The 24,178-nt window shown below is 69.5% G+C and carries 22 protein-coding genes, 4 tRNA genes and 1 riboswitch; of the genes, 13 read left to right on the top strand and 13 right to left on the bottom strand.

Going from position 1 to position 24,178, the window contains the following annotated elements:
* Window positions 1-203: 203 nt before the first annotated feature.
* Both ABFY07_RS35900 and ABFY07_RS35905 read left to right on the top strand, forming a co-directional pair.
* Window positions 204-1,094, top strand: a complete 891-nt coding sequence (locus ABFY07_RS35900; protein ID WP_346178522.1) for an SRA domain-containing endonuclease — start codon at window positions 204-206, stop codon at window positions 1,092-1,094.
* Between the two features lie 100 nt (window positions 1,095-1,194).
* Entirely contained in the window at window positions 1,195-4,335 is a 3,141-nt protein-coding gene (locus ABFY07_RS35905; RefSeq protein ID WP_346178523.1) for a DEAD/DEAH box helicase, read from the top strand.
* On the opposite strand, the gene ABFY07_RS35910 is transcribed toward ABFY07_RS35905, so the two are convergent.
* Window positions 4,311-4,976 carry an ATP-binding protein gene (locus ABFY07_RS35910; protein ID WP_346178524.1) on the bottom strand — a complete coding sequence of 222 codons (666 nt, stop codon included), beginning with the start codon at window positions 4,974-4,976 and terminating at the stop codon, window positions 4,311-4,313. The two genes, ABFY07_RS35905 and ABFY07_RS35910, sit on opposite strands and share 25 nt — an antisense overlap.
* 220 nt (window positions 4,977-5,196) lie before the next feature.
* Here ABFY07_RS35910 and ABFY07_RS35915 point away from each other — a divergent pair, with 220 nt between their 5' ends.
* On the top strand, window positions 5,197-6,042 hold the full coding sequence (locus ABFY07_RS35915; RefSeq protein WP_346178525.1) for a helix-turn-helix domain-containing protein: 846 nt from the start codon (window positions 5,197-5,199) through the stop codon (window positions 6,040-6,042).
* A complete protein-coding gene (locus ABFY07_RS35920; RefSeq protein ID WP_346178526.1) occupies window positions 6,042-6,248 on the top strand; it encodes a DUF397 domain-containing protein in 207 nt (68 codons plus the stop codon). Before ABFY07_RS35915 ends, ABFY07_RS35920 begins: the two co-directional genes overlap by 1 nt.
* 7 nt (window positions 6,249-6,255) lie before the next feature.
* Here the strand turns inward: ABFY07_RS35920 and ABFY07_RS35925 are convergent, their stop codons facing one another.
* Window positions 6,256-6,606: a hypothetical protein gene (locus ABFY07_RS35925; RefSeq protein WP_346178527.1), complete on the bottom strand. Its 351-nt coding sequence runs from the start codon at window positions 6,604-6,606 to the stop codon at window positions 6,256-6,258.
* Between the two features lie 353 nt (window positions 6,607-6,959).
* Here ABFY07_RS35925 and ABFY07_RS35930 point away from each other — a divergent pair, with 353 nt between their 5' ends.
* Both ABFY07_RS35930 and ABFY07_RS35935 read left to right on the top strand, forming a co-directional pair.
* Window positions 6,960-7,268: a hypothetical protein gene (locus ABFY07_RS35930; RefSeq protein WP_346178528.1), complete on the top strand. Its 309-nt coding sequence runs from the start codon at window positions 6,960-6,962 to the stop codon at window positions 7,266-7,268.
* A 110-nt stretch (window positions 7,269-7,378) separates the two neighbouring features.
* Window positions 7,379-7,696, top strand: a complete 318-nt coding sequence (locus ABFY07_RS35935; RefSeq protein ID WP_346178529.1) for a hypothetical protein — start codon at window positions 7,379-7,381, stop codon at window positions 7,694-7,696.
* Window positions 7,697-7,823: 127 nt separating this feature from the next.
* On the opposite strand, the gene ABFY07_RS35940 is transcribed toward ABFY07_RS35935, so the two are convergent.
* From ABFY07_RS35940 to ABFY07_RS35955, 4 genes are all read right to left on the bottom strand, one after another.
* The gene (locus tag ABFY07_RS35940) at window positions 7,824-8,810 is read right to left on the bottom strand and encodes an aldo/keto reductase (RefSeq protein WP_346178530.1); all 987 of its coding nucleotides are present in this window, start codon (window positions 8,808-8,810) and stop codon (window positions 7,824-7,826) included.
* 278 nt (window positions 8,811-9,088) lie between these two features.
* Window positions 9,089-10,216: a M23 family metallopeptidase gene (locus tag ABFY07_RS35945; RefSeq protein WP_346178531.1), complete on the bottom strand. Its 1,128-nt coding sequence runs from the start codon at window positions 10,214-10,216 to the stop codon at window positions 9,089-9,091.
* A gap of 11 nt (window positions 10,217-10,227) precedes the next feature.
* Window positions 10,228-10,365: riboswitch (cyclic di-AMP (ydaO/yuaA leader) on the bottom strand.
* 278 nt (window positions 10,366-10,643) lie between these two features.
* On the bottom strand, window positions 10,644-11,741 hold the full coding sequence (locus ABFY07_RS35950) for a PP2C family protein-serine/threonine phosphatase (protein WP_346178575.1): 1,098 nt from the start codon (window positions 11,739-11,741) through the stop codon (window positions 10,644-10,646).
* A gap of 428 nt (window positions 11,742-12,169) precedes the next feature.
* Entirely contained in the window at window positions 12,170-12,949 is a 780-nt protein-coding gene (locus tag ABFY07_RS35955) for a DUF6227 family protein (protein WP_346178532.1), read from the bottom strand.
* A gap of 441 nt (window positions 12,950-13,390) precedes the next feature.
* On the opposite strand from ABFY07_RS35955, the gene ABFY07_RS35960 reads away from it, so the two are divergent.
* The 4 genes from ABFY07_RS35960 (at window position 13,391) to ABFY07_RS35975 (ending at window position 15,962) form a co-directional block, all read left to right on the top strand.
* Window positions 13,391-13,855, top strand: coding sequence for a hypothetical protein (locus ABFY07_RS35960; protein ID WP_346178533.1), 465 nt, complete (start codon window positions 13,391-13,393; stop codon window positions 13,853-13,855).
* Window positions 13,856-14,112: 257 nt separating this feature from the next.
* Window positions 14,113-14,640 carry a hypothetical protein gene (locus ABFY07_RS35965; RefSeq protein WP_346178534.1) on the top strand — a complete coding sequence of 176 codons (528 nt, stop codon included), beginning with the start codon at window positions 14,113-14,115 and terminating at the stop codon, window positions 14,638-14,640.
* A gap of 206 nt (window positions 14,641-14,846) precedes the next feature.
* Complete coding sequence (locus ABFY07_RS35970) at window positions 14,847-15,293, top strand: hypothetical protein (protein ID WP_346178535.1); 447 nt, start codon at window positions 14,847-14,849, stop codon at window positions 15,291-15,293.
* Between the two features lie 243 nt (window positions 15,294-15,536).
* Window positions 15,537-15,962 (top strand): hypothetical protein, encoded by a 426-nt coding sequence (locus ABFY07_RS35975; RefSeq protein WP_346178536.1) that lies wholly within the window; start codon window positions 15,537-15,539, stop codon window positions 15,960-15,962.
* A 158-nt stretch (window positions 15,963-16,120) separates the two neighbouring features.
* On the opposite strand, the gene ABFY07_RS35980 is transcribed toward ABFY07_RS35975, so the two are convergent.
* From ABFY07_RS35980 to ABFY07_RS36000, 5 genes are all read right to left on the bottom strand, one after another.
* The gene (locus tag ABFY07_RS35980) at window positions 16,121-17,344 is read right to left on the bottom strand and encodes an autotransporter outer membrane beta-barrel domain-containing protein (protein WP_346178537.1); all 1,224 of its coding nucleotides are present in this window, start codon (window positions 17,342-17,344) and stop codon (window positions 16,121-16,123) included.
* Window positions 17,345-17,509: 165 nt separating this feature from the next.
* Window positions 17,510-17,582, bottom strand: a tRNA-Lys gene (locus ABFY07_RS35985).
* A 153-nt stretch (window positions 17,583-17,735) separates the two neighbouring features.
* Entirely contained in the window at window positions 17,736-20,021 is a 2,286-nt protein-coding gene (locus ABFY07_RS35990) for a DEAD/DEAH box helicase (protein ID WP_346178538.1), read from the bottom strand.
* 231 nt (window positions 20,022-20,252) lie between these two features.
* A complete protein-coding gene (locus ABFY07_RS35995; protein ID WP_346178539.1) occupies window positions 20,253-20,897 on the bottom strand; it encodes a hypothetical protein in 645 nt (214 codons plus the stop codon).
* A 221-nt stretch (window positions 20,898-21,118) separates the two neighbouring features.
* On the bottom strand, window positions 21,119-21,469 hold the full coding sequence (locus ABFY07_RS36000; RefSeq protein ID WP_065962632.1) for a metallopeptidase family protein: 351 nt from the start codon (window positions 21,467-21,469) through the stop codon (window positions 21,119-21,121).
* Between the two features lie 666 nt (window positions 21,470-22,135).
* Here ABFY07_RS36000 and ABFY07_RS36010 point away from each other — a divergent pair.
* The 3 genes from ABFY07_RS36010 (at window position 22,136) to ABFY07_RS36020 (ending at window position 22,399) form a co-directional block, all read left to right on the top strand.
* A tRNA-Glu gene (locus ABFY07_RS36010) sits at window positions 22,136-22,208 on the top strand.
* 38 nt (window positions 22,209-22,246) lie between these two features.
* Window positions 22,247-22,321, top strand: a tRNA-Asp gene (locus ABFY07_RS36015).
* 4 nt (window positions 22,322-22,325) lie between these two features.
* Window positions 22,326-22,399, top strand: a tRNA-Phe gene (locus tag ABFY07_RS36020).
* 94 nt (window positions 22,400-22,493) lie between these two features.
* Here the strand turns inward: ABFY07_RS36020 and ABFY07_RS36025 are convergent.
* Both ABFY07_RS36025 and ABFY07_RS36030 read right to left on the bottom strand, forming a co-directional pair.
* A complete protein-coding gene (locus ABFY07_RS36025; protein ID WP_346178540.1) occupies window positions 22,494-22,955 on the bottom strand; it encodes a large conductance mechanosensitive channel protein MscL in 462 nt (153 codons plus the stop codon).
* 67 nt (window positions 22,956-23,022) lie between these two features.
* Entirely contained in the window at window positions 23,023-24,165 is a 1,143-nt protein-coding gene (locus tag ABFY07_RS36030) for an ABC-2 transporter permease (protein ID WP_346178541.1), read from the bottom strand.
* Between the last annotated feature and the right edge of the window lie 13 nt (window positions 24,166-24,178).

Consider the following 24,178-nt stretch of genomic DNA (forward strand, 5'->3'; position numbering starts at 1 on the left):
CCTACTGGCCCCTCCCACCTCACACCACGTACGCCCCACCCCCCGGCTACGCCCAGCCCACCCCGTACGCCTACCCAGCCTGGCCCCCGGCCGGTCCGCCGCCGCACCCGCAGGGCCAGCCGTGACCTGCCACCCGAGCTCCACTTAATACGTTCATATGACTAACCTTTGGGTCGACCACGATCTCGGATCTTGGGGGACCCATGTGGGACATCACTCCTGGCGAGGAGCTCAGACGAACTGAGGTCCATGCTCGGTACAAGGGCAACCGACAAGCCGGGATCGCCCCAACGAAGACAGAAGTCTTCCTGTTCAGCAACCCCAGCAGGGGACGCAAGGTTGGCTACTTCGACGGCTGGGGCGCGGACGGCTGTTACCACTACACCGGCGAAGGCCAGCATGGCGACCAGGAGATGACCCGAGGGAACTCCGCGATTCTCGGGCATCAGGAGCGCGGGCGTGCCCTGCATCTCTTCGAATCCGTGGCGCGGAGCGTTGTCGCGTACGTGGGGCAGTTCGCGCTCGCCACGGATCCAGCGTGGTACTACAGGGACGCGCCTGACGCCAATGGCGAGATCCGCAGCGTGATCATGTTTCGTCTCAAGCCGCTTGGCACCGTTGCCTCACTGGGCGAACAGATCCCGCTCACCCCGACCAGCGACGACGTGGTCCAGGACGTAGAAATCGAGAAGCAACACACCGAGCGCATGGTCGTCAGCCCCAACCTGGAAGAGCGTGAGGCAGAACGTCGTGAGGCTCCGTTGGTCACCGCCTACCGAGACCACCTGAAAGCACAAGGCCACAACGTCACGCGGAAGAAGATCGTCCCAGCGGGTGAGGTCAGGCCGTTGTTCACCGATCTCCACGACACGACCGACAACGTCCTCATCGAGGCCAAGGGCAGTGTCACCCGAGAGGCCGTACGCATGGCCATAGGGCAGCTCTACGACTACCGCCGCTACATCAAGCCCACTCCGTCCCTAGCGGTGCTGTTGCCTTCTCGCCCCCGAGAAGATCTCATCGAGCTGTGCAACTTGTCGGGTGCCTCGGTGATCTGGCGCAACGGGGAGACGTTCGACCAACGCACTGCGTGACTCACGTCGCAGATAACGCCACAAGCCGCCGGTGCCAGCACGGTGTCCGAGGTGGTTGATAGAACTGCAGCACCACTCAACGTGATGGGGAGATGCTGCTATGGCCGATCACCTTCCAGACCAAGCAACGCCGGTGCTCGGTTTGTACGAACGGCTGATCACCTCCCGTCTCGAAGAACAACTCAAGTTGTTGGATGCCAACGGCTGGAAGGCCATTGAGCAGACGGTCGGCGAGCACTCGTCCCCTCACGTGCTCGCCCGCCACATCGCCGAGACGGTCCAGCAGCTCTTCCTCACACTCTCACGCGCGGAGCAGGTCGCCGCTGCCAACCACATCCTCGAGTCCATCAGCACTCTCGACGGAGCTAAGCAGTGGGTTCATCTCATCGCCGACGGCCCGCGCCAGTTAACAGCCATCGCCGAGCAGCAGGCCCCAGGCGTTTACTCCGTACGCCCGGCCACCCCGCTCTCGGAGACGGCCCTCATCACCAACTCCCCCGAGGACCCGAACCTCGGCTTCGAACTCCGAGCCGAGCTGGCGACCGCAGACCGCGTCGATCTTCTCTGCGCCTTCGTGAAGTGGCACGGCCTGCGCGTGCTCGAAGACTCGCTAGCAGCGGCCCGTGATCGAGGCGTGCCCATCCGCGTCATCACGACGACCTACATCGGAGCGACGGAGCGGCGCGCCCTGGATCGGCTCGTCCAAGAGTTCAACGCCGAGGTCAAGGTCAACTACGAGATACGGTCCACGCGTCTACACGCGAAGGCCTGGCTGTTCCGGCGCAACAGCGGCTACGACACCGCGTACGTCGGTAGCTCCAACCTCTCCAAGACGGCGCTCCTCGACGGCCTCGAATGGAACGTCCGGCTCTCCTCCGTAGCCACGCCGGCCGTCTTGAAGAAGTTCGAGGCCACTTTCGACTCGTACTGGAGCGAACCCGCCTTCGAGACGTACGACCCCACCCGCGACGGCAGCAGGCTCCAGGAAGCGCTCCTCCTCGCTGGCGGCAAGCAGCACGGCGACACCCACGCGATCAGCCTCTCCGGCCTCGAGGTACGGCCGTACCCACACCAGCAAGACATGCTCGAACGGCTCCGCATCGAGCGAGACCTCCACGGCCGACACCGCAATCTGCTCGTCGCGGCCACGGGCACCGGCAAGACCGTCATGGCTGCTTTGGACTACCGGGCGCTGCGCAAGCAGCATGCAGGCCACCCGCTCAGTCTGCTCTTCGTCGCTCACCGCCAGGAGATCTTGAAGCAGTCGCTTCGTACGTACCAAGACGTACTGGTGGACGCGAACTTCGGCGAGTTGTTGGTCGGTGGGGACGTCCCACAGGACTGGACTCACGTGTTCGCCAGCGTGCAGTCTCTCAACGCTCGCTCCTTGGAACGCTTCGCTCCCGACCACTTCGATGTTGTCGTCATCGACGAGTTCCACCATGGGGTGGCTCGGACCTACCGGCAGATCATTGACCACTTCAAGCCGATGGAGCTCCTTGGTCTCACTGCCACACCCGAACGCGCGGATGGCCGCAACGTCCAAGACGAGTTCTTCGAGGGGCACATCGCAGCTGAGATGCGGCTGTGGGAAGCGTTGGAGAACGACCTCCTCAGCCCCTTCCACTACTTCGGCATCGCCGACAACACCGACCTAGAGGGGCTCACCTGGAAGAAAGGCGCCTACGACACAGGAGAGCTAAGCCAGCTCTACACCGGCAACCACGCTCGGGCGCGCCTCATCGTGAAGGCCGTCCAAGAGAAGGTGACGGATCCGGGGTCGATGCGAGCGCTGGGATTCTGTGTCTCCGTGGCGCACGCCCACTTCATGGCTGACTACTTCCGTCAGGCAGGGCTGAATGCCAAAGCGCTCGACGGGACGACCCCGGCCCCCGAGCGTGCCCAAGCCCTCGCCGACCTGAAGGACGGCCGACTCCAGATCATCTTCTCGGTCGACTTGCTCAACGAAGGGCTCGACATCCCCGATGTGGACACCCTTCTGCTGCTGCGCCCTACCTCCAGCGCCACGATCTTCCTCCAGCAACTTGGTCGTGGGTTGCGCCGTACACCAGACAAGGCCGTGCTAACGGTGCTCGACTTCATCGGCCAACACCGCAAGGAATTCCGTTTCGAAGACCAGTTCCGTGCGCTGACGAACTTCACACGGAACCGACTTGTCGAGCACATCGAGCATGACTTCCCACAGCTTCCGTCGGGCTGCCAGATCATCCTGGACCGCAAATCAAAGGAGCGGATCCTGGACAACATCAAGACGCAGATCAACGTCAACGTACGGCAACTGACGCAAGAGGTCGCCGCATACGCCGAGCCACGGCTTGGCGCATACCTCAACGAGAGCCAGCGGGAGCTCAAAGAGCTCTACCGGGCGAACAATTCCTGGACCCGCCTCCTCAGGCGCGCCAATCTGCTCACGGATGCCGCGCCAGAAGGTGAGGAGCAGCTCCTCAAGCGCGTATCGGCGTTCCTACACGTCGATGACCCCCAGCGTGTGGACGCCTACAGCCGCATGCTGGCCGACGACGCCCCTGCGTACGACACGCTGGATGCGGCAGGACGCGCGTATGCACGGATGCTCTTCTTCTCCCTGTGGCCAGATGGCGGCGGCTTCTCCAGCTACCCAGCAGGATTCGAGTCACTTAGCCCCCAGAAGGCCTTCCGAAGCGAGCTCCGCCAGGTCCTCGCTTACAACCTGGAGCGCACTGACCACTACCCGATTCCACTCCTGGGCGACCACAGCGGAATTCCGCTAACCGTCCATGCCTCGTACAGCCGCGAAGAAATCCTGCCCGCCCTCGGCCAAGCGGACGTGGGGGGCTCCTTGCCCGCCAATTTCCGTGAAGGCGTGAAGTGGTGCGAGGGCCTCAAGACCGATGCACTCTTGATCACGCTCGAGAAGGACGACAAGGACTTCTCACCACAGACGCGCTACAAGGACTACGCCATGAGCCCGGAGCGCTTCCACTGGGAGTCACAGAACCAGATCTCCGAGGCGTCTCCCACGGGCCAGCGCTACCAGCACCACAAGCAACGCGGCACGCACGTACTGCTCTTCGTTCGGCGCTACAAGAAGACGGACATCGGCGGGCCGCAGCCGTGGATGTTGCTCGGGCCAGCCGAGTACGAGTCCCACGAGGGCAGCAAGCCCATGGGGATCGTCTGGCGACTCAAGCACGCCTTGCCCGCCGATGTCTGGACTTACTCAGCCCTCGCAGCGGGGTAGGGAGGCGCGCAGGCTGCGGGCAGATCCGCCTCGAAGTGCGTCTGTGCGCGATCAAGGATGTCGTCGGGGTCCAGCCCTTGCGCAGCGGCCCAGTGGAGAAGATCCACCATGAGGCTGGTGGCCGACTCCTCCAGGACGGGGCGGCGTGGTAGCCGCGCCGCCGGGTGGTCGATCGTGCGGCCGTAGGTCTCCATCACGGCCATCGCGCGCTGGATGCGGCGCCGGTTCTCGTCCGGCGGCAGGGCCAGCTCGCACCAGACCGCCTTGCCCGCAGCGGTTCGGATCGTGCCCCATGCGGCCGCCATGCCGACAAGGAGATGCAGGCCACGGCCGCATTCCTCGTCACACCCGGCCGGGAGCCACCGAGGCTCACTCTGACTTTTGTCGTGCAGCTCAACGCGGAGCTGGTCGGCGTCGACATCGAGGACGAGGGTGGCGGCGGTGCCCTCCCCCACGTGCTTGATGACATTTGAGGCCAGCTCCGTGACGGCCAGCTGGGCCTCGTCTGCAAGTGGCGACATCCCCCAGGCGGCGAGCTGCGCTCTCACGGTGTGGCGGAGGAGCGCCAGTTGTGGGGGCTCGGCCGTGAAGGGGAGGACGCATCGGCGTTGATGGGGTTTGGTGACTGAGAAGCGGTACATGGCCACACTCCCTCGGGCGCTACACCAGCGCTGCGCCCAGTCGTGTCCGTACGACTGCGCTGCGTAGCTTCACGTTGCGAGTATCGCATTGAGAAGTCTCTTTATGTAACTTCTCACAGAACCCGGAAGGGTGAATCTGGCAGGGCGCCAACTCAGCGGCGCTCTAGCCTGGTTGCGCTGACCGCAGTCGTGGTGCAGCGCAGAGGGAGAGGGAACCGCCATGCCAGCGCGGGCTACTACTCGTCGCCGTCAGCTCGGCGCCATGATGCGCAAGTTGCGGGCGCGCAAGGGGATGACTCTGGAGGAGGCCGGACAACTCGTCGGTGTCTCCAAGGCGACGGTCAGTCGGTACGAGACGCAGGAGGGGCCAGTGAAGTGGCCCATCGTGGATGCTCTGTGCCGTGAGTACGGGGCGAGCGAGGCCGAGCGCAAGGCCGTCGTGGGACTGGCCAAGGCTGCGAAGCAGCAAGGCTGGTGGAGCTCATTCGCAGACTCCATCCCGGAGACCTTGAACCTCCTGCTCACGCTGGAGGACGACGCCATCCGCGAGGATCACTTCGCCTGTGTCTACGTGCCGGGGCTGCTGCAGACACGTAGGTACGTGGAAGCCGTGCAGCACGCTTCTGAGATGCGCTTGTCACCCGAAGACATTGAGCGTCTGGTCGACATCCGCATGAAGCGCCAAGAGATCCTGTCCCGCGCGAAGCCGCCGCACCTGTGGGCCGTTCTCGACGAGTCGGTGCTCCGGCGAGTGGTCGGCTCCCCGGACGTGATGCGGGAGCAACTGGATCATCTGCTGCACGCCAACGAGTCGCCCAACATCACGCTCCAGGTGCTGCCCTTCTCCAAGGGGGCTCACTCAGCGGCCATGGGCAGCTTCGTGATCCTCGGCGGCGCGGAGTCTTCTCTCGACGTGGTGTACGTCGATGTCCACGTCGGCTCGATCTTTATGGAGAAGGACGAAGAGCTGGAGCGCTATCGACTGGCGTTCGACTACATTCGAGCTCAGGCTATGGACATGACATCTTCATCCAAGTTCATCGAACGCATCCGCGAGGAGATCTGATGAGCAAAGCCCCTATATCAGCGACCGACGACCACTGGTTCAAGTCCTCGTACAGCGGCGCCGGAGCAACAGAATGTGTCGAGGCCGCCTTCCGGCCGGGCGGCATCGCCGTACGGGACTCGAAGGACCCCGAGCGGGCCGTGCTCGCGTTTTCGGCGGGCGCCTGGGGGGACTTCGTCGTGGCTGTTCGGCGCGGGCAGCGCTGAGGAAGCGCTAGGCGCGCGTGCCAGGCAGGGCGTATCCCTCGTCCCCGTCCCACGGGATGTCCACGTCGTCGATGTGCACCTGCCACTCGGCGTCCGGCAGGGCCCGGCGGAGCTCGGTCACGGAGGCGAGGACATGGGCAGTGACCGGCAGGAGGCGGTCGGGGGCGAGGGGGAGCTTGGTGGATCCGGCCAGGATCTCGTCCGGGTCGCTGCCGTCGTGGTCGTAGAGGTACAGGCTCTCCTCGTCCTCATACGGGAAAGACGCCTGGTGGGCGGCGGCGATGCGTGCCACCTCGGCGGTCTCGGCTTCGGTCGGCGGCGTCGAGCGGCGCGCTTGGTAGTAGATGGATACGCCCATGCGCCGAGCGTAGGGGCAGGGACGGATGGCACGGGGGCGCGGGGGCGGGTTGCCGCTGGTGGGTGACCGCCGGGCGGTGGAGGTGGACGTGTCGGTGCGGCTGGGTGCGGGGTGGCTGTGGGCATGGTGGTGATCACTCGTGCCTAGAAGAGGAGACCGTCATGAGGCCACTGTCGCGTTGGGTCGCAGCCGTGGTGACAGGGGTGGTGACTGGGGTGGTGACTGGGGTGGTGGTCGGTGTGCCGGCCATTGGTGCTTCGGCGCAGGCCGTGGGGAGTGGGGGTGTGCGGGGGGAGGGTGAGGACGTCCGCGGCGTTGAGGTGCGGGTGCGCAATGGGACGGGGTGTCGGCTTGTGCGCAGCGACTACGGGTTGAGTTCGGGGCAGTTCGTCGCGCGTCCTCCGGTGACGCTCGCCAAGGGGCAGGACGGCGTGTTCAAGGCGCAGGCGCGGGAGGGTTCGTACCAGGGGGTCGCGGGGTTCGTCGCGTACACGGCCGACAGCTGTGACGCGAGCCGGCGCAACGGGCACACGGCACGGCTGGTGTTCGGCGCCGCGGCCAACGGGTTGAACAGCTACAGCTCCGACGGCGGCGGGGCCTTCGGGACCCGGCTCTCCGGCGGGGGCGGGTCCCGCGTGATGAACTGGATCATGAGCAGGTAGCGGGGCTGTTGCAGAGTCGGTGCCCGATCATGACCCCACCGGAGCGTAGGGCCGCCGGGCCGGGCATAGGGTCGAGGGAGTAGGCACCCTCACAGTGGAGGTAAGAGGTCATGGCCGGAATTCCGGCAGGTGTGGTGGCCGCGGGCGGGCTCGTCGGCGGGTACGGGGTGGCGCGCTGGACCAAGAAGCGGCAGCTGGGCGGGGTGGCGCTGGCGGCGGCCGGGGTGGTGGCCGCGCGTGGCTGGAAGCAGAAGGCCGGGACCGGGACGGCGGCGGTGCTGAGCGGGCTGTACGTCGCGGCCTTCGCCGGGTCGCACCCGCTCGCCAAGAAGCTCGGGGCCTGGCCCTCGGTCCTCACCGTGGCCGGCGGGGTCGCCGCCGCGTCCTGGGCCGCCGCCGACCGGCGGAGCGTCGCGGCCGCGGCCTAGGGCACACCTGGAACATCGCGCGGCGGGGAGGGCCTGGTGCCCTCCCCGCCGCGTTTTGTGGTGAGTTTGGGACGGCGACACGCCGACACCACGGCGTGTCGCCGTCCCATACTCACCGCAAACAGAGTCACTCCGACGCCGACGTCAGCAGCGCCAGCTCCTCCTTCGTCAGCTCCAGGTCGGCCACCGCCAGCAGCGCCGGCAGCTGGTCCACCGTGCGCGCGCTGGCGATCGGCGCGACGACGGTGGGCTGGGCCGCCAGCCAGGCCAGGGCGACGGTCGCGTGCTCGGCGCCGTGGTTGGCGGCCACGTCGTCCAGGGCGGCGAGGACCTTCTGGCCGCGCTCGGTGTCCAGGTACTTGCCCGCGCCCTGGGCGCGGGCGCTGTCGATGGTGGCACCGGGGCGGTACTTGCCGGTGAGGAAGCCGGAGGCGAGGGCGTAGTACGGGACGGTCGCCACGCCGTGGCGGGCGGCGACCTCGGCCAGCTCGCCCTCGAAGGTGTCGCGGGAGACCAGGTTGTAGTGCGGCTGGAGGGCCACGTAGCGGGCCAGGTTCTCCTTCGCGGAGAAGTCCAGGGCCGCCTCCAGGCGCTCGGCGGAGATGTTGGAGGCCGCGATCTCGCGGACCTTGCCCGCCTTCACCAGCTCGTCCAGCGTGGAGATGATCTCCTCGATCGGCACCGAGGGGTCGTCGTAGTGGGTGTAGTACAGGTCGATGTAGTCGGTGCGCAGGCGCTTCAGGGACTCGTCGACGCCCGCCTTGACGGCCGCTGCGGACAGGCCGCGCGGGGTGGGGACGCCGGCGCCGACCTTGGTGGCGAGGACGATGTCGGCGCGGTCGCCGCGGGAGGCGAGCCAGTCGCCGATGATGGTCTCGGACTCCCCGCCCGAGTTGCCCGGCGCCCAGGCGGAGTAGACGTCCGCGGTGTCGATGAAGTTGCCGCCCGCCGCCGCGTAGGCGTCGAGCACGGCGAAGGACTCGGCCTCGTCCGCCGTCCAGCCGAAGACGTTCCCGCCGAGCGAGAGCGGGTGGACGGACAGACCGCCGATCCGCTTGCGGTGGCCGGGCTGGGTGGTCTGCGGGGACTGCGGGGTCTGTGTGGTGTCAGCCATACGTTGTTTCAGCGCGGGGGCGGAGGGGCGTATTCCCCCGTCGTGGCCCGCACTCACCCAAGATCTCGTAAACGGGCGGGCCAAGCGCCCGTGAAACCATGCCTCGTGAAAAAGGCCTCGTGAAAAGACCGACGGCCCTGGCGTCAAGGGGGGAGAGAGCGCCAGGGCCGCCGGGGTTTCGGGGCCGGACCGGTCACCCGGTCGGGAGGTCCGGGAGGTCACCCGGTCGGGAAGTCACCCGGTCGGGAGGCCACCGGGCAGGAGGTGACGGTCGCCGGTCATGGGGTCAGTCCGTGGTCGCGGAGCCAGGGCATCGGGTTGATCGGGCCGCCGCCGCCCGGCCGGACCTCCAGGTGGAGGTGCGGGCCGGTCACATTGCCCGTGGCGCCGACGCGTCCGATCACCTCGCCGGTCGTCACCGAGCCGGACGTACGGACCATCGAGGACAGGTGGCAGTACCAGATCTCGGTGCCGTCCTCGAGCTTGAGCACGATGCGGTAGCCGTACGAACCGGCCCACCCGGCCGAGGTGATGGTGCCGCCGTGGACCGCCTTGACCGGGGTGCCGGTGGGGGCGGCGAAGTCCTGGCCGGTGTGGTCGGCCGACCACATGTCGCCCGCCTGGCCGAAGGACGCGGTCAGGGTGTAGGAGGCGACGGGGAGGGTGTACTGGGCGGCGAGCTTGGCCAGCCGCTCGGCCTCGGCCTTCTTGCGGGCCGCCTCCTCGGCCTTCCGCTTGGCCTCCGCCTCGGCGGCCTTCTTCTTCGCGTCGATGTCGGACTGCCGCTCCGCCGCCGCGTCGGCGGCCTTCTGGGCGGCGGCCCGGGCCGCGGCCTGGCGCTGCGACTCGTCGGCGGCGTTCTGCTGGTTCTCGGCCTGCTGCAGGATGCGGGCGCGCAGCGCCTCGCCCGCGTCGGTGGCGCCGTTGGCCTGGTCCTCGGTGGTCAGGCCGGCCTGGGAGAGGGGGGCCGCGGAGGTGGCGGGGCCGTCGGAGTCCGAGTCGGAGTCGGAGATCAGCGAGCCGATGCCGGGCAGGTCCGCGGCGTCGGGGAGGGCCTCCTTGACCTGGCCGGCGATGTGGCCGAGGTCCGGCATGGAGATGGGGGCCTTGGGGCGGTCCTTGGCGCTGGCCATTCCGCCCGCGCCGACGGCCGCGATCACGCCGACGCCGAGGACGGCGCCGCTGCGCGCCATCGTGCCGCCGCGCTGCTTGGGGACGCGGTGCCGGCCGCGCACGGGGGCTATGGACTCCTCGGTGGGATTCCACTCCTCCCACGTCTCGGTGTCCCGGCCGGCCTTCGCCTCGGCGGCCGGTTCGAACCAGGAGCCGTAGCGGGTCGCTGTCCCCGCTCCGGCACCGGATGTGCGGGACGGGGCTTCTTCAAGGGCAGACCTGTTGGACGCCACGCGGGCGCACTCCTTTCCTTCCCTCTCGCCTACCGGGTTAGCTGACGGGTTCGGAGCAGGAAGGTCTCCTACGGGTCAGGTTCGACCCGATTCACCCCAAGGTTGGTGGTTCCCCGGTTCCCTTGGTGTTGCTTTGTCGCTGTGCTGCTGGTGCTGCTGCTGTGCGTGCGGGATTCGGCGACGGCGCACGGTGCCGCCTCTTGCGGCGGCGGTGACGACCGCGCTGCGTTATCGAACGTTAATAGAAGCCGTGACGTGATTCCAAGCTGTTCCGGGGAATCAGAGGAACCTTTGAGGTGAACTTAACGCCCAACTTCGGGCAAACGAGGGCGAGTCAGTGGTGTCGTGGGCACGCTCAGAAACGCTCTCGGGTTGATCGTGTGTCAATTGTTACCCGAAACGATCACGCTCCACTACGGAGCGTGTCCTACGGAGCGTGTTCGGGTACGGCGCCGGACGTCACCGGCGCGCGGCGCAGCGCCAGCAGCGCCATGTCGTCCGTGGTGCCGCCGCCCGTGTGCCGTTCCACATCCGCCACCAGGGCGTCGAGCAGCTCCACCGGGGTGGCGAAGCGGCGGCCGCGCAGCCGGGCCTCCGGGTCGTAGAAGGTGCCCTGCGCGTCGCGTGCCTCGCTCACCCCGTCGGTGAACAGCAGCAGGGTCACCCCCTCCGCGAAGGGCAGCTCCTCCACCCGGTCCGGCCAGGCCCCCAGGTCGCCCATCCCCAGCGGCAGCGCCGGCACCTCGGGCTCGGCGGAGCGCACCGAGCCGTCCGCGTGCAGCAGGAGCGGCGCGGGGTGGCCCCTGTTGATCAGCCGGAGCAGGGAGTCGCCGCGCGGGATCTCGGCCAGCACCGCCGTGATGAACCCCTCGATCTGCTCGAAGTCGGCCCGCCGGGCCCGCTCGCGCTGCAGCGCCCGCTCCAGCCGGAGCGCGAGCCCCTCCAGCGTCGCCTCCTGCTCGGCGGCCTCCCGGAACGCGCCGACGGTGATCGCGACCACCTCGACCGCCCCCAGCCCCTTGCCCCGTACGTCGCCGATGAGCATCCGTACGCCGTGCGGGGTGTCCTGCACGGCGTACAGGTCGCCGCCGATCGCGGCGTCCTGCTCCGCCGCCACGTACCGGGCCGCGACGTCCAGGCCGGCGAGCCGGGCCGGCGGCACGGGAAGCACGGCGCGCTGGGCCGCCTCCGCGATGCCGCGGGCCGAGGCCAGCCGCCTGCCGCCGCGGCGGACGACGTGGCTGATGAGGAGTGCCAGCAGGGCGACCGTCACGACGGTGGCGATCTCGGTGGCCGACTGGGCCCAGTCCCGGACCCCGTGCAGCTCGGCCAGCAGGCAGGCGGCGGTGACGGCGAGGGCCCCGGTGAGGGCGGTCAGCCGCAGCGGATAGAGGGGGGCGGCGACCAGCGGGGCGGCGGCGAAGAAGGGCGCGGCGGTGTAGGCCGGCGGGCTGCTGATGTCGTAGACGACCCCGCCCACGATGAGGATGGCGGGGAGCCAGGACGCGAAGCGGGGGCTGGGCATGCCCTCGGGCGCCTCGTCCCCCGCGCGGGGCGCGTCCGCGCGCGGCCTCGCGCGCCGGGGCACGTGCGGGCCCGTACGCCGTGCGGGTCTCGTACGCCGCGCCGGGCGCCCTTCGCCGCGCGGGTCCGTACGGGCGTCCGTACGCGCTCTGCTCCCTCGCACCCGCACCGGTCGCTCCCGCTTCCCTGGCCCGCTTCCCCGGCCCGCTCCGCCCGGCGGCCCCGGCCGGCGGATCCGGCCGGTACGCGCCGTCTCGTACGCGACGCCTGGCCCGCGCCGTCCCGTACGCCGCGCCGTCTCGCACGCCGCGCCGCGCCCTCCTCCTCAGGCTCGCGGGTGACGGGGCGCCGGGCGAGCCGGTGTCGGCCAGGTGGGTGCGGCGGGAGGGGGCGCCGGGGCGGCGGAAGGGGGTGCCAGAGGCGGAGGCGTCAGAGGTCCACGCCGAGGGCGCGGGCGTGGCGGTCCGCGGCCAGTTCGGCGGAGACCTCGTCGAGATACACCTCGCACACCAGCCGCCCGTCGGCGGTCAGGTTGTGCTCCAGCTCCCACAGGACGATCTCGTCCCCGCCGGCCAGCAGGAAGGCGTGCTCGTAGAAGCGGCACCACGTGGCGTCGGGGCCGCCGGAGCGGCGGCGCGGCTTGGGGGCCAGCGCGATGTCGTGGGCGAAGGCGGTGGCGAGCAGCTGCTCGGTGTCGGCGCCGGGGCGGTCGGGGTTCTCCGCGCGGCGCAGGACGCGGCGGGCGTGGTCGGCCGAGTTGTCGGAGACGTACGCGCGGGAGGTGCCCACCGGCGCGACGGACTGCAGCAGTTGCTCGGGCAGCCACAGGGGTAACCCCTCCAGCTCGTCCCAGCGGGCGCCGCCGATCCGCTCGTGGACCCGGCGCTCGGCCAGGGCGAGGGCTTCCTCGTCGGCGTACAGCTCGAACAGCGGGGCGCGGTCGGGGCCGGTGTTGTGCTCCAGCTCCCACAGCAGGAGGCTGCTGCCGTCGGGGAGCAGGAAAATGTGCCGGTAGGTGCTGTAGCCGAGCGGGCCGGCGGGCTCGTTGCACTGCCGGCAGGACCGCAGCTCGGACTGGTGCATCAGGGCGTCCCGGGCCTGGCCCAGCACCGCCTCGTCGATCTCGAAGCCGTTCTGCGCGCGGGCGAGAAGCCCTTCCAGGTGCTCGGCCGGCGTGCCGCCGCCCGCACCCGATCGTGAGTGCCCCATCCCTGTCTCCTCCCGCCTCCCGGCCATCCGCTCGCCATCCCCCCGGCGACATCTCGCGCACTTACCGTAGCGGCGCGAACACGGGCCGCGCGTGCGGTTCGACGAAGCCGTCTGTGGGCGTGTGCCTCACCCAGTGCTGCGTCGGGAGGCTCGGATATATCACTCGTTCGGCCGGTCGAACAACCCGGAATGAGTGATTCCGGCCTGGGCTCGGGTTGACAGACTCGCTTTCGTATTTCATATAAAAGCCCCCTCAGGCGGCCGTCATCCGGGGTCAGATCGCCCGTATTTCCTTCACGGAAGCGCAAGGCGAGCGAAGCGAAAGAGCGACCAATTATGCCGGACGAGTGAAGCTGATAGCAAACCCGAAGCTTTTACAGATTTTCTTCGTTGACGTGGATGTCCGTGATTTCGCGGCAGACACCCACCCGGAGGAATTAAGTGAACATCGCAAAGAAGGCAGCCCTCTTGGCCGCCGCCGCCGGCACCATGGTGATCGTCGGCGCCGGTGGCGCGTCCGCCTACAGCGGCGGTGGCGGTGGCAGCTTCCAGAGCAACGACTGTGACACGCGCGTCGGCACCATGGCCTACGGCTCCCTCCTCGCCCCGGGCGGCGACGTCAACATCGGCGCCCCCTGCACCAACGTCGACTACGGCGGCGCCGCCTACCAGAGCAACGACTGTGACACTTCCGTCGGGACGCTCGCCCCCATCTCCGGAGCCGCCGGGTCGGGCGACATCCACATCGGCAGCGCCTGCAGCAACATCTCCTACCCCAAGGCCACCACCAGCGTCCGCTCGACCAACAGCGGTTACAGCAACAACAACCTCAGCGACAACGGGAACGGCAACTACAGCGGCAGCGGCAACTACGGCAGCGGCCACCGTGGCGGCTACGGCGGCTGACCGTATGCCACGCCCGCCGCTTCACCCCGAATGAGAAAAGCAGGGTGAGCGCCTCTCTGGCCTCCATCGCGGCCCCGGACACCATCCCGTCCGGGGCCGCCTTGGCGTTGCCCAGAGAAATCGAACGGCCGACGCAGAGTGACGATGTCCCTAATGCGCCGGACGGGTAGACGTGCGGCGACTCGGGGACCCATCACCGACTGCCCTCGTTAGTCAGATGTTCGCGGATAACCGTCGAGAACTCACTTGGAGGCTTTATGCACAGGCGCAAGAGGACGGCGTTGCTTCTGGCAGCCGTGGGTGCGCTGACCATCGGCGGCGCGGGCAGCGCCGGCGCCACCGACAACGACTCGGGTACCAAGTCCGTGCCGGGAGGGACAGGCAGCCAGAAAAACGACTGCGACACGAACTCCACCATCGGGCCCATCAGGATTGTCGGCCTCGCCCCGGCAGGCGACATCACGACGGAGACCAACTGCCTCAACTACAGCGAGTCGGGAGTGCTCGAGCAGAGCAACCGCTGCCGGCACACGTCCACGATCGGATCCATCACCATCAACCCGGGCCTCGCCCCGGCAGGTGATATCACCAGCCGGACCAACTGCATCAACTACAGCAAGACCGGCGGTGCGTTGCTTCAGAGCAACAAGTGCGACACCAGGTCCACCATCGGGGACATCACCATCTCGCCGCTCGCGCCTGGACCCAAGGTCACCCAGGAAACCAACTGCGTCAACATGTCGGGGGCCGTCGACGGCAAGGGCGGTAAGCGCTCAGGGCGTTGAGGTGCTGACAGCTTCGCAAAGGCCCCCGGCGGCATCTCCCGCCGGGGGCCTTGCCATTTCGGAGCCGAACGGCGCGGAATCAGGCGAAGATAGCCTTACTGCGGCGGACGGGTGAAGCTACGCCCGGCACCGGATCCTTCGCCAATTGCCTTCGTTGTCAAGCCGTCTGCGGAATTCGCGGAGAACCTAAATGGAGGCACCCACCAATGCAGATTGGCAAGAAGGCCGCTCTCATGGCCGCAGCGGCCGGCGCGATGGTCATCGGCACCGCGGGGGGCGCGAGCGCCCACGGCTTCGGTCCCCTGTTCGGCTCCGGCGGCGCCGTTCAGAGCAACTCGTGTGACACCAGCACCGGCATGATCGCCTCGACCGGCAGCGTGTCCTCGACCGGTGAGGTCACCGTCGGCAGCGACTGCACCAACTTCACCACCTCCAGTGCGGTGGCCCAGAGCAACGACTGCGACGTCACCACCGGCCCGATCGCCGCTACGGGCAACCCGTCGCCGACCGGTGACATCAACGTGGGCCGCCCCTGCACCAACATCGCCCTCGGCGAGAACGTGCACGAGGAAAACAAGCACAAGAACGAGAACAAGGGCAAGAAGAGCAAGAAGAACAACAAGAAGTCGCACCACCGCGGCCACCGCTACTGATGTAGCAGGTGCCGTGTACCCGCCCGAGCGGGATCACAGCACCACCTCCCCGGTCGATGAGCACGGCCCCCGGCGAAGTTGTCTGCCGGGGGCCGCACTCATGCATTCAGGCCAATAAAGGAAAAGATATCCTTACTGCGGCGGACGGGTGAAGCTGCGACCGATACCGGATCCTTGGTGAATTGCCTTCGTTGTCTATGCGTCTGCGGAATTCGCGGAGACCCTAAATGGAGGCACCAACCAATGCAGATTGGCAAGAAGGCCGCTCTCATGGCCGCAGCGGCCGGCGCGATCATCATCGGCACCGCGGGGGGCGCGAGCGCCTACGGCAACGGCCCCCTGTTCGGCTCCGGCGGCGCCATCCAGCGCAACGACTGTGACACCACCACCGGCGCGATCGCCAACACAGGCAGCGTGTCGGGCACCGGTGACATCAACGTGGGCAGCGCCTGCACCAACTTCACCAACTCCGCCGCGGCGATCCAGAGCAACGACTGCGACGTTCGCACCGGCCCCATCGCCAACACGGGCAACGTGGGCCCGACGGGTGAGACCAACATCGGCCGCCCCTGCACCAACATCGCTCTCGCCGAGAACGCGAAGAACGAGCACAAGAACGAGAACGGCAAGAAGAACAACAAGAAGTCGCAGCGCGGCTACGGCTACTGATGGGGCAGGTGCCGTGTGCCCGCCCGAGCGGGATCACGGCACCACCTCCCCGGCCGATGACCTCCCCGGTCGATGAGCGCGGCCCCCGGCAGAGTTCTCTGTCGGGGGCCGCGCTCACGCGAGGCCGCTCCCCAGGCCGCTGCCCAGGCCGAGCCGCGTCAGCAGCCGGGAAGGCCGGGGACGCAGTTGTTCGGAATGTTGCCGGAGACGGTGGTCCCGGTCAGTGTCACCGTGCCGCCGGCCACGAAAATGCCACCGCCCTGGCCGCCGCCTGCCGTGTTCCCGGTCACCTGGTCGCCGATGAGCTGAGCGGTTCCCGAGGCGTTGTACAGGCCCCCGCCGTTCCCCCCGGCGGTGTTGTTGGTCAGGACTGCGGACTGCATCAGCAGCTGGCTTCCGAAGTTGGCGATACCACCTCCATGACTTCCTGAGCTATTACCGTCGATGATCACCGAATTCATGGTGAAATCGCCGCCGTTCGTCGTGATCGCACCGCCCTCGAAGTTGATGGCCCGATTGCCCCGCAGTTCCACCGACGTGAGCGTCACGTTTCCGAAGTTGGAGATCCCGCCGCCCGAGCCGTTGGCGGTGTTGTCGGAGATCTGGCTGCCGAGCGCCGTCAGCGAGCCCCCCGTGTTGATGTGCACGCCACCGCCGTCGCCCCCGGTGTTGCCTTTCACCTGACTGGAGTTGAGCGTCAGGGAGGCGTTGTTCGCGACCTCGATACCGCCGCCGAGGTTGCTCGCGGTGTTCCCGGTGACCGCGCTCGAGGTCAGCCTCAGCGTTCCCGCGTCGAGGATGCCGCCCCCGTTGAGCCCCGCGGGCCCGGTGGTCGCCGATCCGTTGGAGATCGTGATGCCGTAGAGGTCCAGGGTCCCCCCGGGAGCGACCTCCGCGATACGGAACGCGGTGCCCGAAGCCCGGGTGATGGTCGTGTCGGACCCGCTGAGGGTCACATTGCCGGTGATCACCGGAAGCCCGTCGGGCCCGTTCGTCCCCGGGCTCACCGCCGGGCCGGTGAGGCTGTAGACACAGTTCGACGCGAGCGTGATCGATCCCGACCCCGCGTTGTTGGCGTCGGTGATGGCGCTGATCAGCGCGGCGACGTCCCCGCAGGCCACATCGGGCTGATTCCCGCCGCCACCGCCGCCGCCCTCGCCGCCGCCTTCGCCGTGGCGATGGTCGCCGTGGCGGCGGTCGTCCTGGCGGCGGTCGTGTCCGCCGTCATGGGCATGGTGATGGGCAAGCTCGTCGCCGTGGCCGTGCCCGCCGCCGCCCCCGCCGCCATGGCCCCCGGCCGCGGCCGACGCGGGGACCCCCCACACCGACGCCGCCACCATCATGACCGGGACGAGACCGCGGAGCGTTGTCACGAGTCGCACGAGGTGTCTCCTTACGCCTTGCTGGATTCCGGATGGCTCGAAGCAGCAAGATCAGCCTGAGCGGAGCGGCAGGAGACGGCATCCGCTCGGGCGCAGGTGGGTGACACCATGATCTAAAAACGACGAAAACCGCAGGTCAGCGGTGCACACCTGCGGTTCGCCACGTGGGTCATCAGGGGCTCGAACCCTGAACCAATGGATTAAAAGTCCACTGCTCTGCCAATTGAGCTAATGACCCGCACCCCCGCAGCATAGCTCGGCCGGGGGCGAAGACCCGAGCCAATACCCCAGGAGGTCGAAAGGCCGTGCAACAACCGGGTGTTGCACGGCCCCTCATCAGGCCGATCGGCCTGACCTCTCCGTCGGCTTCCAGCCGACGGATCGGCGGCCGTCAGCCGTTGCGCTTCCAGCGCGGCTTGTCGGCGCGGCGGTCGAAGGACCGGTCGTGCGAGCGGTCGTAGGACCGGCCGCCGGAGTTGCCGGGCCGGTGGTCGTCACGGCGGCCCGGACGGTCGTCGCGGCGGTCGCGGCCGAACGGACGGTCACCGCCCCGGTGGTTGTGGTCGCGGCGCTCGAACGGGCGGCCAGGACGGTCGTCACGGCGGTCGTCGCGGCGGAAGCCGCCACGGTCGTCACGACGCTCGAAGGAACGGCCACCGCGGTCGTCACGACGGTCGTACGAGCGGCCCGGACGGTCGTCACGACGGAAGCCGCCACGGTCCCGGTCCTCACGCCGCTCCCGCCGCTCGAAGCCGCCCCGGTCGTCCCGGCGGTCGTACGAGCGGCCACCCCGGTCGTCACGCCGGTCGTCGCGGCGGAAGCCACCACGGTCGTCCCGGCGCTCGAAGGAACGGCCACCCCGGTCGTCACGACGGTCGTCACGCCGGTCGTACGAGCCGCGCGGGCGGTCCTCGCGGCGGTCGTCACGCCGGTCGTCACGGCGGAAGCCGCCACGGTCGCGGTCCTCACGGCGCTCCCGCCGCTCGAAGTTGCCCCGGTCGTCCCTGCGCTCGTACGAAGCGCGGCGCGGCGCCTCGTCGGCCTCCGCCGCGGCGACGGGAGCCGCGGGGGCGTCGGCCTCGGCCACCACGGACTCGGCCGAGCGCTGCGCGGGCACCACGACGTCCGCGGAGCCGTCGGCCGGGGCCTCCGGCGCCGGGGCGCCCGCCTCGGCCTCCACAGCGGCGGTCGTCTGCGCCGGCGCCACCTGCTCGCCGCGCTCCCGCGCCGCACGCGCGGTCAGCCGGTCGGCCTCCTCGCGCAGCTCCGTCGCCCGCCGCTGCGCCTTCTCCAGCTCGCGGGTGAGCTCCTGCACATCGCGCTCGGCCTGCTTGGCGGCGTTCGCCACCGACTCGGCCTGCACCTCGGTGAGCGAGCGGGCGCCCGTGATGCGCGCCACGTCCTCGTCGAAGACGCCGGCGCCGCCGACGATGTGGCGCGAGGCGTCGACGCCCGCGTCCTCCATCAGCCGGAAGATCTGCCGGCGCTGGTGCGGCAGCGCCAGCGAGACGACGGTGCCGCTCTGCCCCGCCCGGGCCGTACGGCCGGACCGGTGCAGATAGTCCTTGTGGTCCCCGGCCGGGTCCACGTTCAGGACGAGGTCGATGCCGTCGACGTGGATGCCGCGCGCGGCGACGTCCGTGGCGACCAGCACGTTCACATAGCCGTCCTTGAAGTCGGCCAGCGTCCGGGTCCTGGCGCCCTGCGTCATGCCGCCGTGCAGCGCCTCGGCCCGCACCCCGGCGTCGCGCAGCTGCTCGGCCACGCGGTCGGCGCCCAGCTGGGTCCGTACGAAGATGATCGTGCGGCCCTTGCGGGCGGCGATGGCGGCGGTGACCGGCGCCTTGTCCTTCGGCTTCACCACGAGCACGTGGTGGGTCATGGTCGAGACCGCGCCCGCGGAGGGGTCCACCTCGTGGGTGATCGGGTCGACCAGGTAGCGCTTGACGAGGGTGTCGATCTCGTTCTCGAGGGTCGCGGAGAACAGCAGCCGCTGGCCGCCCTGCGGCACCAGGTCGAGAATCTCGGTGACCTCGGGCAGGAAGCCCATGTCGGCCATCTGGTCGGCCTCGTCCAGGACCGCGATCTGCACCTTGTCCAGCGACGCGGCGCCGCGGTCGATGATGTCGCGCAGCCGGCCCGGGGTGGCGACGAGGATGTCGACCCCGCGCTCCAGCGCGTAGATCTGATTGCCCATCGAGGTGCCGCCGCAGACCACCTTGAGCTTGAGGCCCAGGACGTCGCCGTACGGCTGCAGCGCGTCGCTCACCTGCATGGCGAGCTCACGGGTGGGGGTGAGGATGAGGCCGCGGGGGCGCTTCTTCTCGGTGTGGCCGCCGGCCAGCGTGGTCAGCAGCGGGAGCCCGAAGGACAGGGTCTTGCCGGACCCGGTGCGGCCACGGCCGAGGATGTCGCTGCCGGCCAGGGCGTCCGGGATGGTCGCGGCCTGGATCGGGAAGGGCGTGGTGACGCCGTTCTGCGCCAGCTTGCGGACGATCTGCTCGGGGAGGCCGAGGTCGGCGAAGGTGAGCTGCGGCTGCTCGGCGGGGGTCTGCTCCGCAGAGGTCTGGGGCTCGGTCTGGGCGGGTTCGTCGGTCTGGGTGCGCTCGGCCTGCTCGGTCAGCTCGGTCTGCTCGTCGGCGGCGGGCATGACGGCGTGGTCAGTGGCAACGGACATGCGAAATGCGAAACCTTCCGGAGTTTCGGCACGCGCCCAAGCTCCGTGTGATGTCGCAAAAAACCGCCTCAGTGCGGTCAGCCACGGGAAGGTAAGGAACGCGCCACGCGGCGCTCTTCGGTTTGGCGCCGGGCAAATGGGATCAAACGATCTACCACCATACGCACTTCCACCCCCCAAGAGCAAATCCACCACGCGGCCCGTGCCAGTCGGGCGCCCGGCGGGCCGGCGTCAGTCGTCCTCCTCCTCGTCGGGCGCCGGGGAGGCGGGCGGGGAGTCCGGCGCGGAGGTGGTCGGCCGCGGCGGCTCCTGGGTGCCCGGCGCCGGGTCCGAGGGGGCCGCGGTGGAGGGCCCGCCCTGGGACGGCGACGAGGGCGCGGACGGCACCGGCCGGTGCGGGCCCTGCCCGCCCTTCGGGGGCTTGGCCGGGGAGGGCTCGGTTTCGCCCGGCGCGGAGGCCGAGGCCGACCCCTTCGCCTCCTTGTCCCCCTTCTCGCCCTTCTTCCCCTTCTTCTTGTCCTTCGCCCGCTTGCCGTCCTTGCCGTCCTTGCCGTCCTTGCCGTCCCCGCCGTTCTTGCCGTCGTCCCCCTGATCGTCGTCCGGGTACGTACGCGCCCTGGCGTCCGCGTTCGCCGCGCCTCCGGGCTCCGCCGCCCCGTCCCGGTGCGGGGCGGTGTGGCGCGACCCCGGTCGCTTCGGCCCCTCGGAGACGCTCGTGCAGCCCGCCAGGGCCACGGCCGCGGCGACGAGGGCCGCCACCGCGCAGGGCCCCCGCAGGACACGGGTCGCCCGGGCGACCCTGGGCGCCCGGGAGGCCCGGGACGCCCCAGGACGGCGGGCGGGGCGGACGGAGCGGGGAGCGGGCGATCCGGGCATGCGGGCAGGCCTCCAGGGCGCGGGGGTCACGGACGCCCTGCCCAACTGAACCCGCCCCGCCCAGGACACGCCCGGGCCCAGAGACGCGCACCGCGTGATAAACGCCGCCCGGAACGGACGCCGGAAGGCCGCAGCCCGCAGCCGTGTCAGCCGTAACTACCCGCTGCCGCCGGCCGCGGCCTATCAGTCATAGCCACCCGCGGCCGCCGGCCCCGGCCGTATCAGCCGTAGCCGAGCGCGTGCAGCCGTTCGTCGTCGATCCCGAAGTGGTGCGCGATCTCGTGCACCACGGTGACCTCCGTCTCCTCGACCACGTCCTCGCGCGTCTCGCACATCCGCAGCGTCGGCCCGCGATAGACGGTGATCCGGTCCGGCAGCACGCCCGCGTACCACTCGCCCCGGTCGGTCAGCGGCGTCCCCTCGTAGAGCCCGAGCAGCTGCGGACCGTCGGCCGGCGGCTCGTCCTCCACGAACACCGCGACGTTGTCCATCAGCCGCGTCAGCTCCGGCGGGATCCGGTCCAGGGCCTCGGCGACCAGTTCCTCGAACTCCTCGCGCGTCATCTCCAGCACGTGGCCATTGTCCGGCAGCGGGGCCCGGAAGGGGACGACCGTGGCGCGGATCCGTACCGGCCGGGGATCGGGGACGACCGTGGCGCGGATCCGTACCGGCCGGGGATCGGGGATCGGGGACGACCGTGGCGCGGATCCGTACCGGCCGGGGATCGGGGACGACCGTGGCGCGGATCCGTACCGGCCGGGGATCGGGGATCGGGGACGACCGTGGCGCGGATCCGTACCGGCCGGGGATCGGCATGCGGCAGCGCCGCGCAGCGCGGGCGTCGGCGACCCGCAGTGCACCCCCGACCGCTCGGTCGCCGCCGGGGGCGACCCCGCCGAAGGCCGCGCCGGCCGCCAACTCGCCGCCGGGATCCGCGCCCAGAGGACGCCCAGTCGACCTCGCCCTCGACCTCGTCTGCCACCCGGTCGCCGCCGAGCAGACGGCCGTCGGCGTCTACCCGGACCGCGACACGCACCGGCCGCAGACCTGGGACCAAATTGACCTCGGCGGACTCGACCTCGCGAAAGCCGAGGTCAGCCGCCCCCTCCCGGCCGGGAACAGCCCCCGGGCGCGCCCACCGCCCGGCTCTTCCTCAACCGTTTTGGCGAACCTCCCCGGCATCCCATATGCTTCTCACGTCCCCGACGGCGCCGGAAGGCGCTCCAGGTGGGCCATCAGCCCTCATCGTCTAGTGGCCCAGGACGCCGCCCTTTCAAGGCGGTAGCACGGGTTCGAATCCCGTTGGGGGCACGCAACACCATGTGCGAGACTGGTTCTCGCACGAGCTAGGTCCTGTGGAGCAGTTTGGAGTGCTCGCCACCCTGTCAAGGTGGAGGCCGCGGGTTCAAATCCCGTCAGGACCGCTGCGGCTGGGTAGCTCAGTTGGTACGAGCGTCCGCCTGAAAAGCGGAAGGTCGCCGGTTCGACCCCGGCCCCAGCCACCGCAGCCCGTCAGGGCAGGAACACCCCCTTCGGATCTTCCGGAGGGGGTGTTCTCGTATGGGGCCACCTGCCGGTCAGGGGCCGCTTCGCCGGTCAGGGTCCGCTCGGCCCGCTGCCCGGTCCCGTCGCGGGGGCCGTGGGTTGGGCGGTGCCGCAGTAGCGGCATTTGGAGGCGGCTTCCGGGAGGTCGGCGGCTAGGCAGGCCGGGCAGGTTTTGAGGGGGGCCGGGTCGCCGAAGACGGTCATGCCGCGGCGGGCCTGGATGGCCTTGTAGGGCAGGACGATCAGGAAGTAGACCACCGCCATGAAGACGATGAAGTAGATCAGGGCGGAGATGAAGGCGCCGATGTTGAGGTAGGTGGCCTTGTTCCCGGCCTGGCCGAGCTGCCAGCCGAGGCCGGCGGAGGTGCCGCCCTGGGCGCGGGCGATGATCGGGTTGATGACGTTGTCGGTGAACGCCAGGATCAGGGTGGAGAAGGCCAGGGCGATGATCAGCCCCACCGCGACGACGATGATGTCACCGCGCATCAGGAAGTTCTTGAAGCCCTTGAGCATGTCCTCAGGACAACCGACCCCGGGCCGGCCGACAACCGGGACTGCTCCGAGTGGCGGAGCCCGGCGGTCAGCGCTCGGGCTGCCGCAGGGGGGTCTCGCGGCCGCCGGGGTGGCGGTGGCGCCAGGTCCAGAAGACGGCGCAGCCCAGCAGGGCCCAGGCGGCCAGCACGAGGAAGGGGAAGGCGTGCTGGTGGCCGCGGAAGTAGACGGCGGTGTGCTGGGCGTTGACCGAGCCGCCCGGGGGGAGCCAGCGGCCGATGTGGCCGAGGAGGGAGGGCAGCAGGGGCCAGGAGACCGCGCCGCCCGAGGAGGGGTTGCCGAGGAGCACCATCAGGCCCCAGGTGGGGATGAGCGCCCATCGTCCGAAGAGGACGTTGAACATGGAGAAGACCATGCCTGAGGTGAACATGGTCAGGGCCAGGATCATCCAGGACTCCAGGAAGGGCAGGTCGAGCGCCCCGAGCCCCCAGTCCACGATCGCGGCGATCGCGAAGCCGCCGAGCAGCGCGTAGGCGACGGTGAAGGCGATCCGCTCCCCCGGCTCCAGGGCGCGGGCGTGGACGCTGAGCTGGATGGCGCCGATGAAGCCGATGACCACGGCGGCGAGCGAGATGTAGAAGATCGCGAGCCCGCGTGGGTCGCCCGGCTGGAGCGGGTTCACGTCCCTGACGAGGACCGGCACCCCGAGCGCCCGGCCCACCTTCGGCGCGGCCTCGGTCAGCACCTGGGCCACCGAGGCCCCCGACGCACCGGAGACGTCCAGCGCGACCCCGCGCCCGCGCGCCCGCAGCACCGCGAAGACGGTCTGCTCCTCGACGGCCTCCCGGGCGCGCGGGTAGGTGGGGTAGACGTGCAGCCGGAGCGAGGCGTGCAGGGCCTTCTCCATGCCGTCGACGAAGGCCTTCTCGGTGGGGGTGCCGTGGTCGGGGAGCACGACGGCGGTGGGGATGCGGTGCGGGGTGGGGTTGGCGAAGGCGTAGGTGTACGAGCCGGCGAAGAGCCCCGCGCCCGCCGAGATGATCAGCACGACAACGGTGGCGGAGAAGAACGGGGAGTGTCTGAAAGCCGACCACCAGGACGGCCGGCCCCGTCGGTCCTGTTGGTCCTGTTGGTCCTGTCGCCCGCCCTCGGAACGCTCGCCCCCGCCCCTCCCGCCCTCCGACCGCTCGCCCCCGCCCTCGGCCCTGTCGTCGCTCGCCTCGTTGCCCATGAAGTCACGCTAG

The sequence above is a fragment of the Streptomyces sparsogenes subsp. cuspidosporus genome (assembly GCF_039532705.1).
In the GTDB taxonomy this organism is placed as follows: domain Bacteria; phylum Actinomycetota; class Actinomycetes; order Streptomycetales; family Streptomycetaceae; genus Streptomyces; species Streptomyces sparsogenes.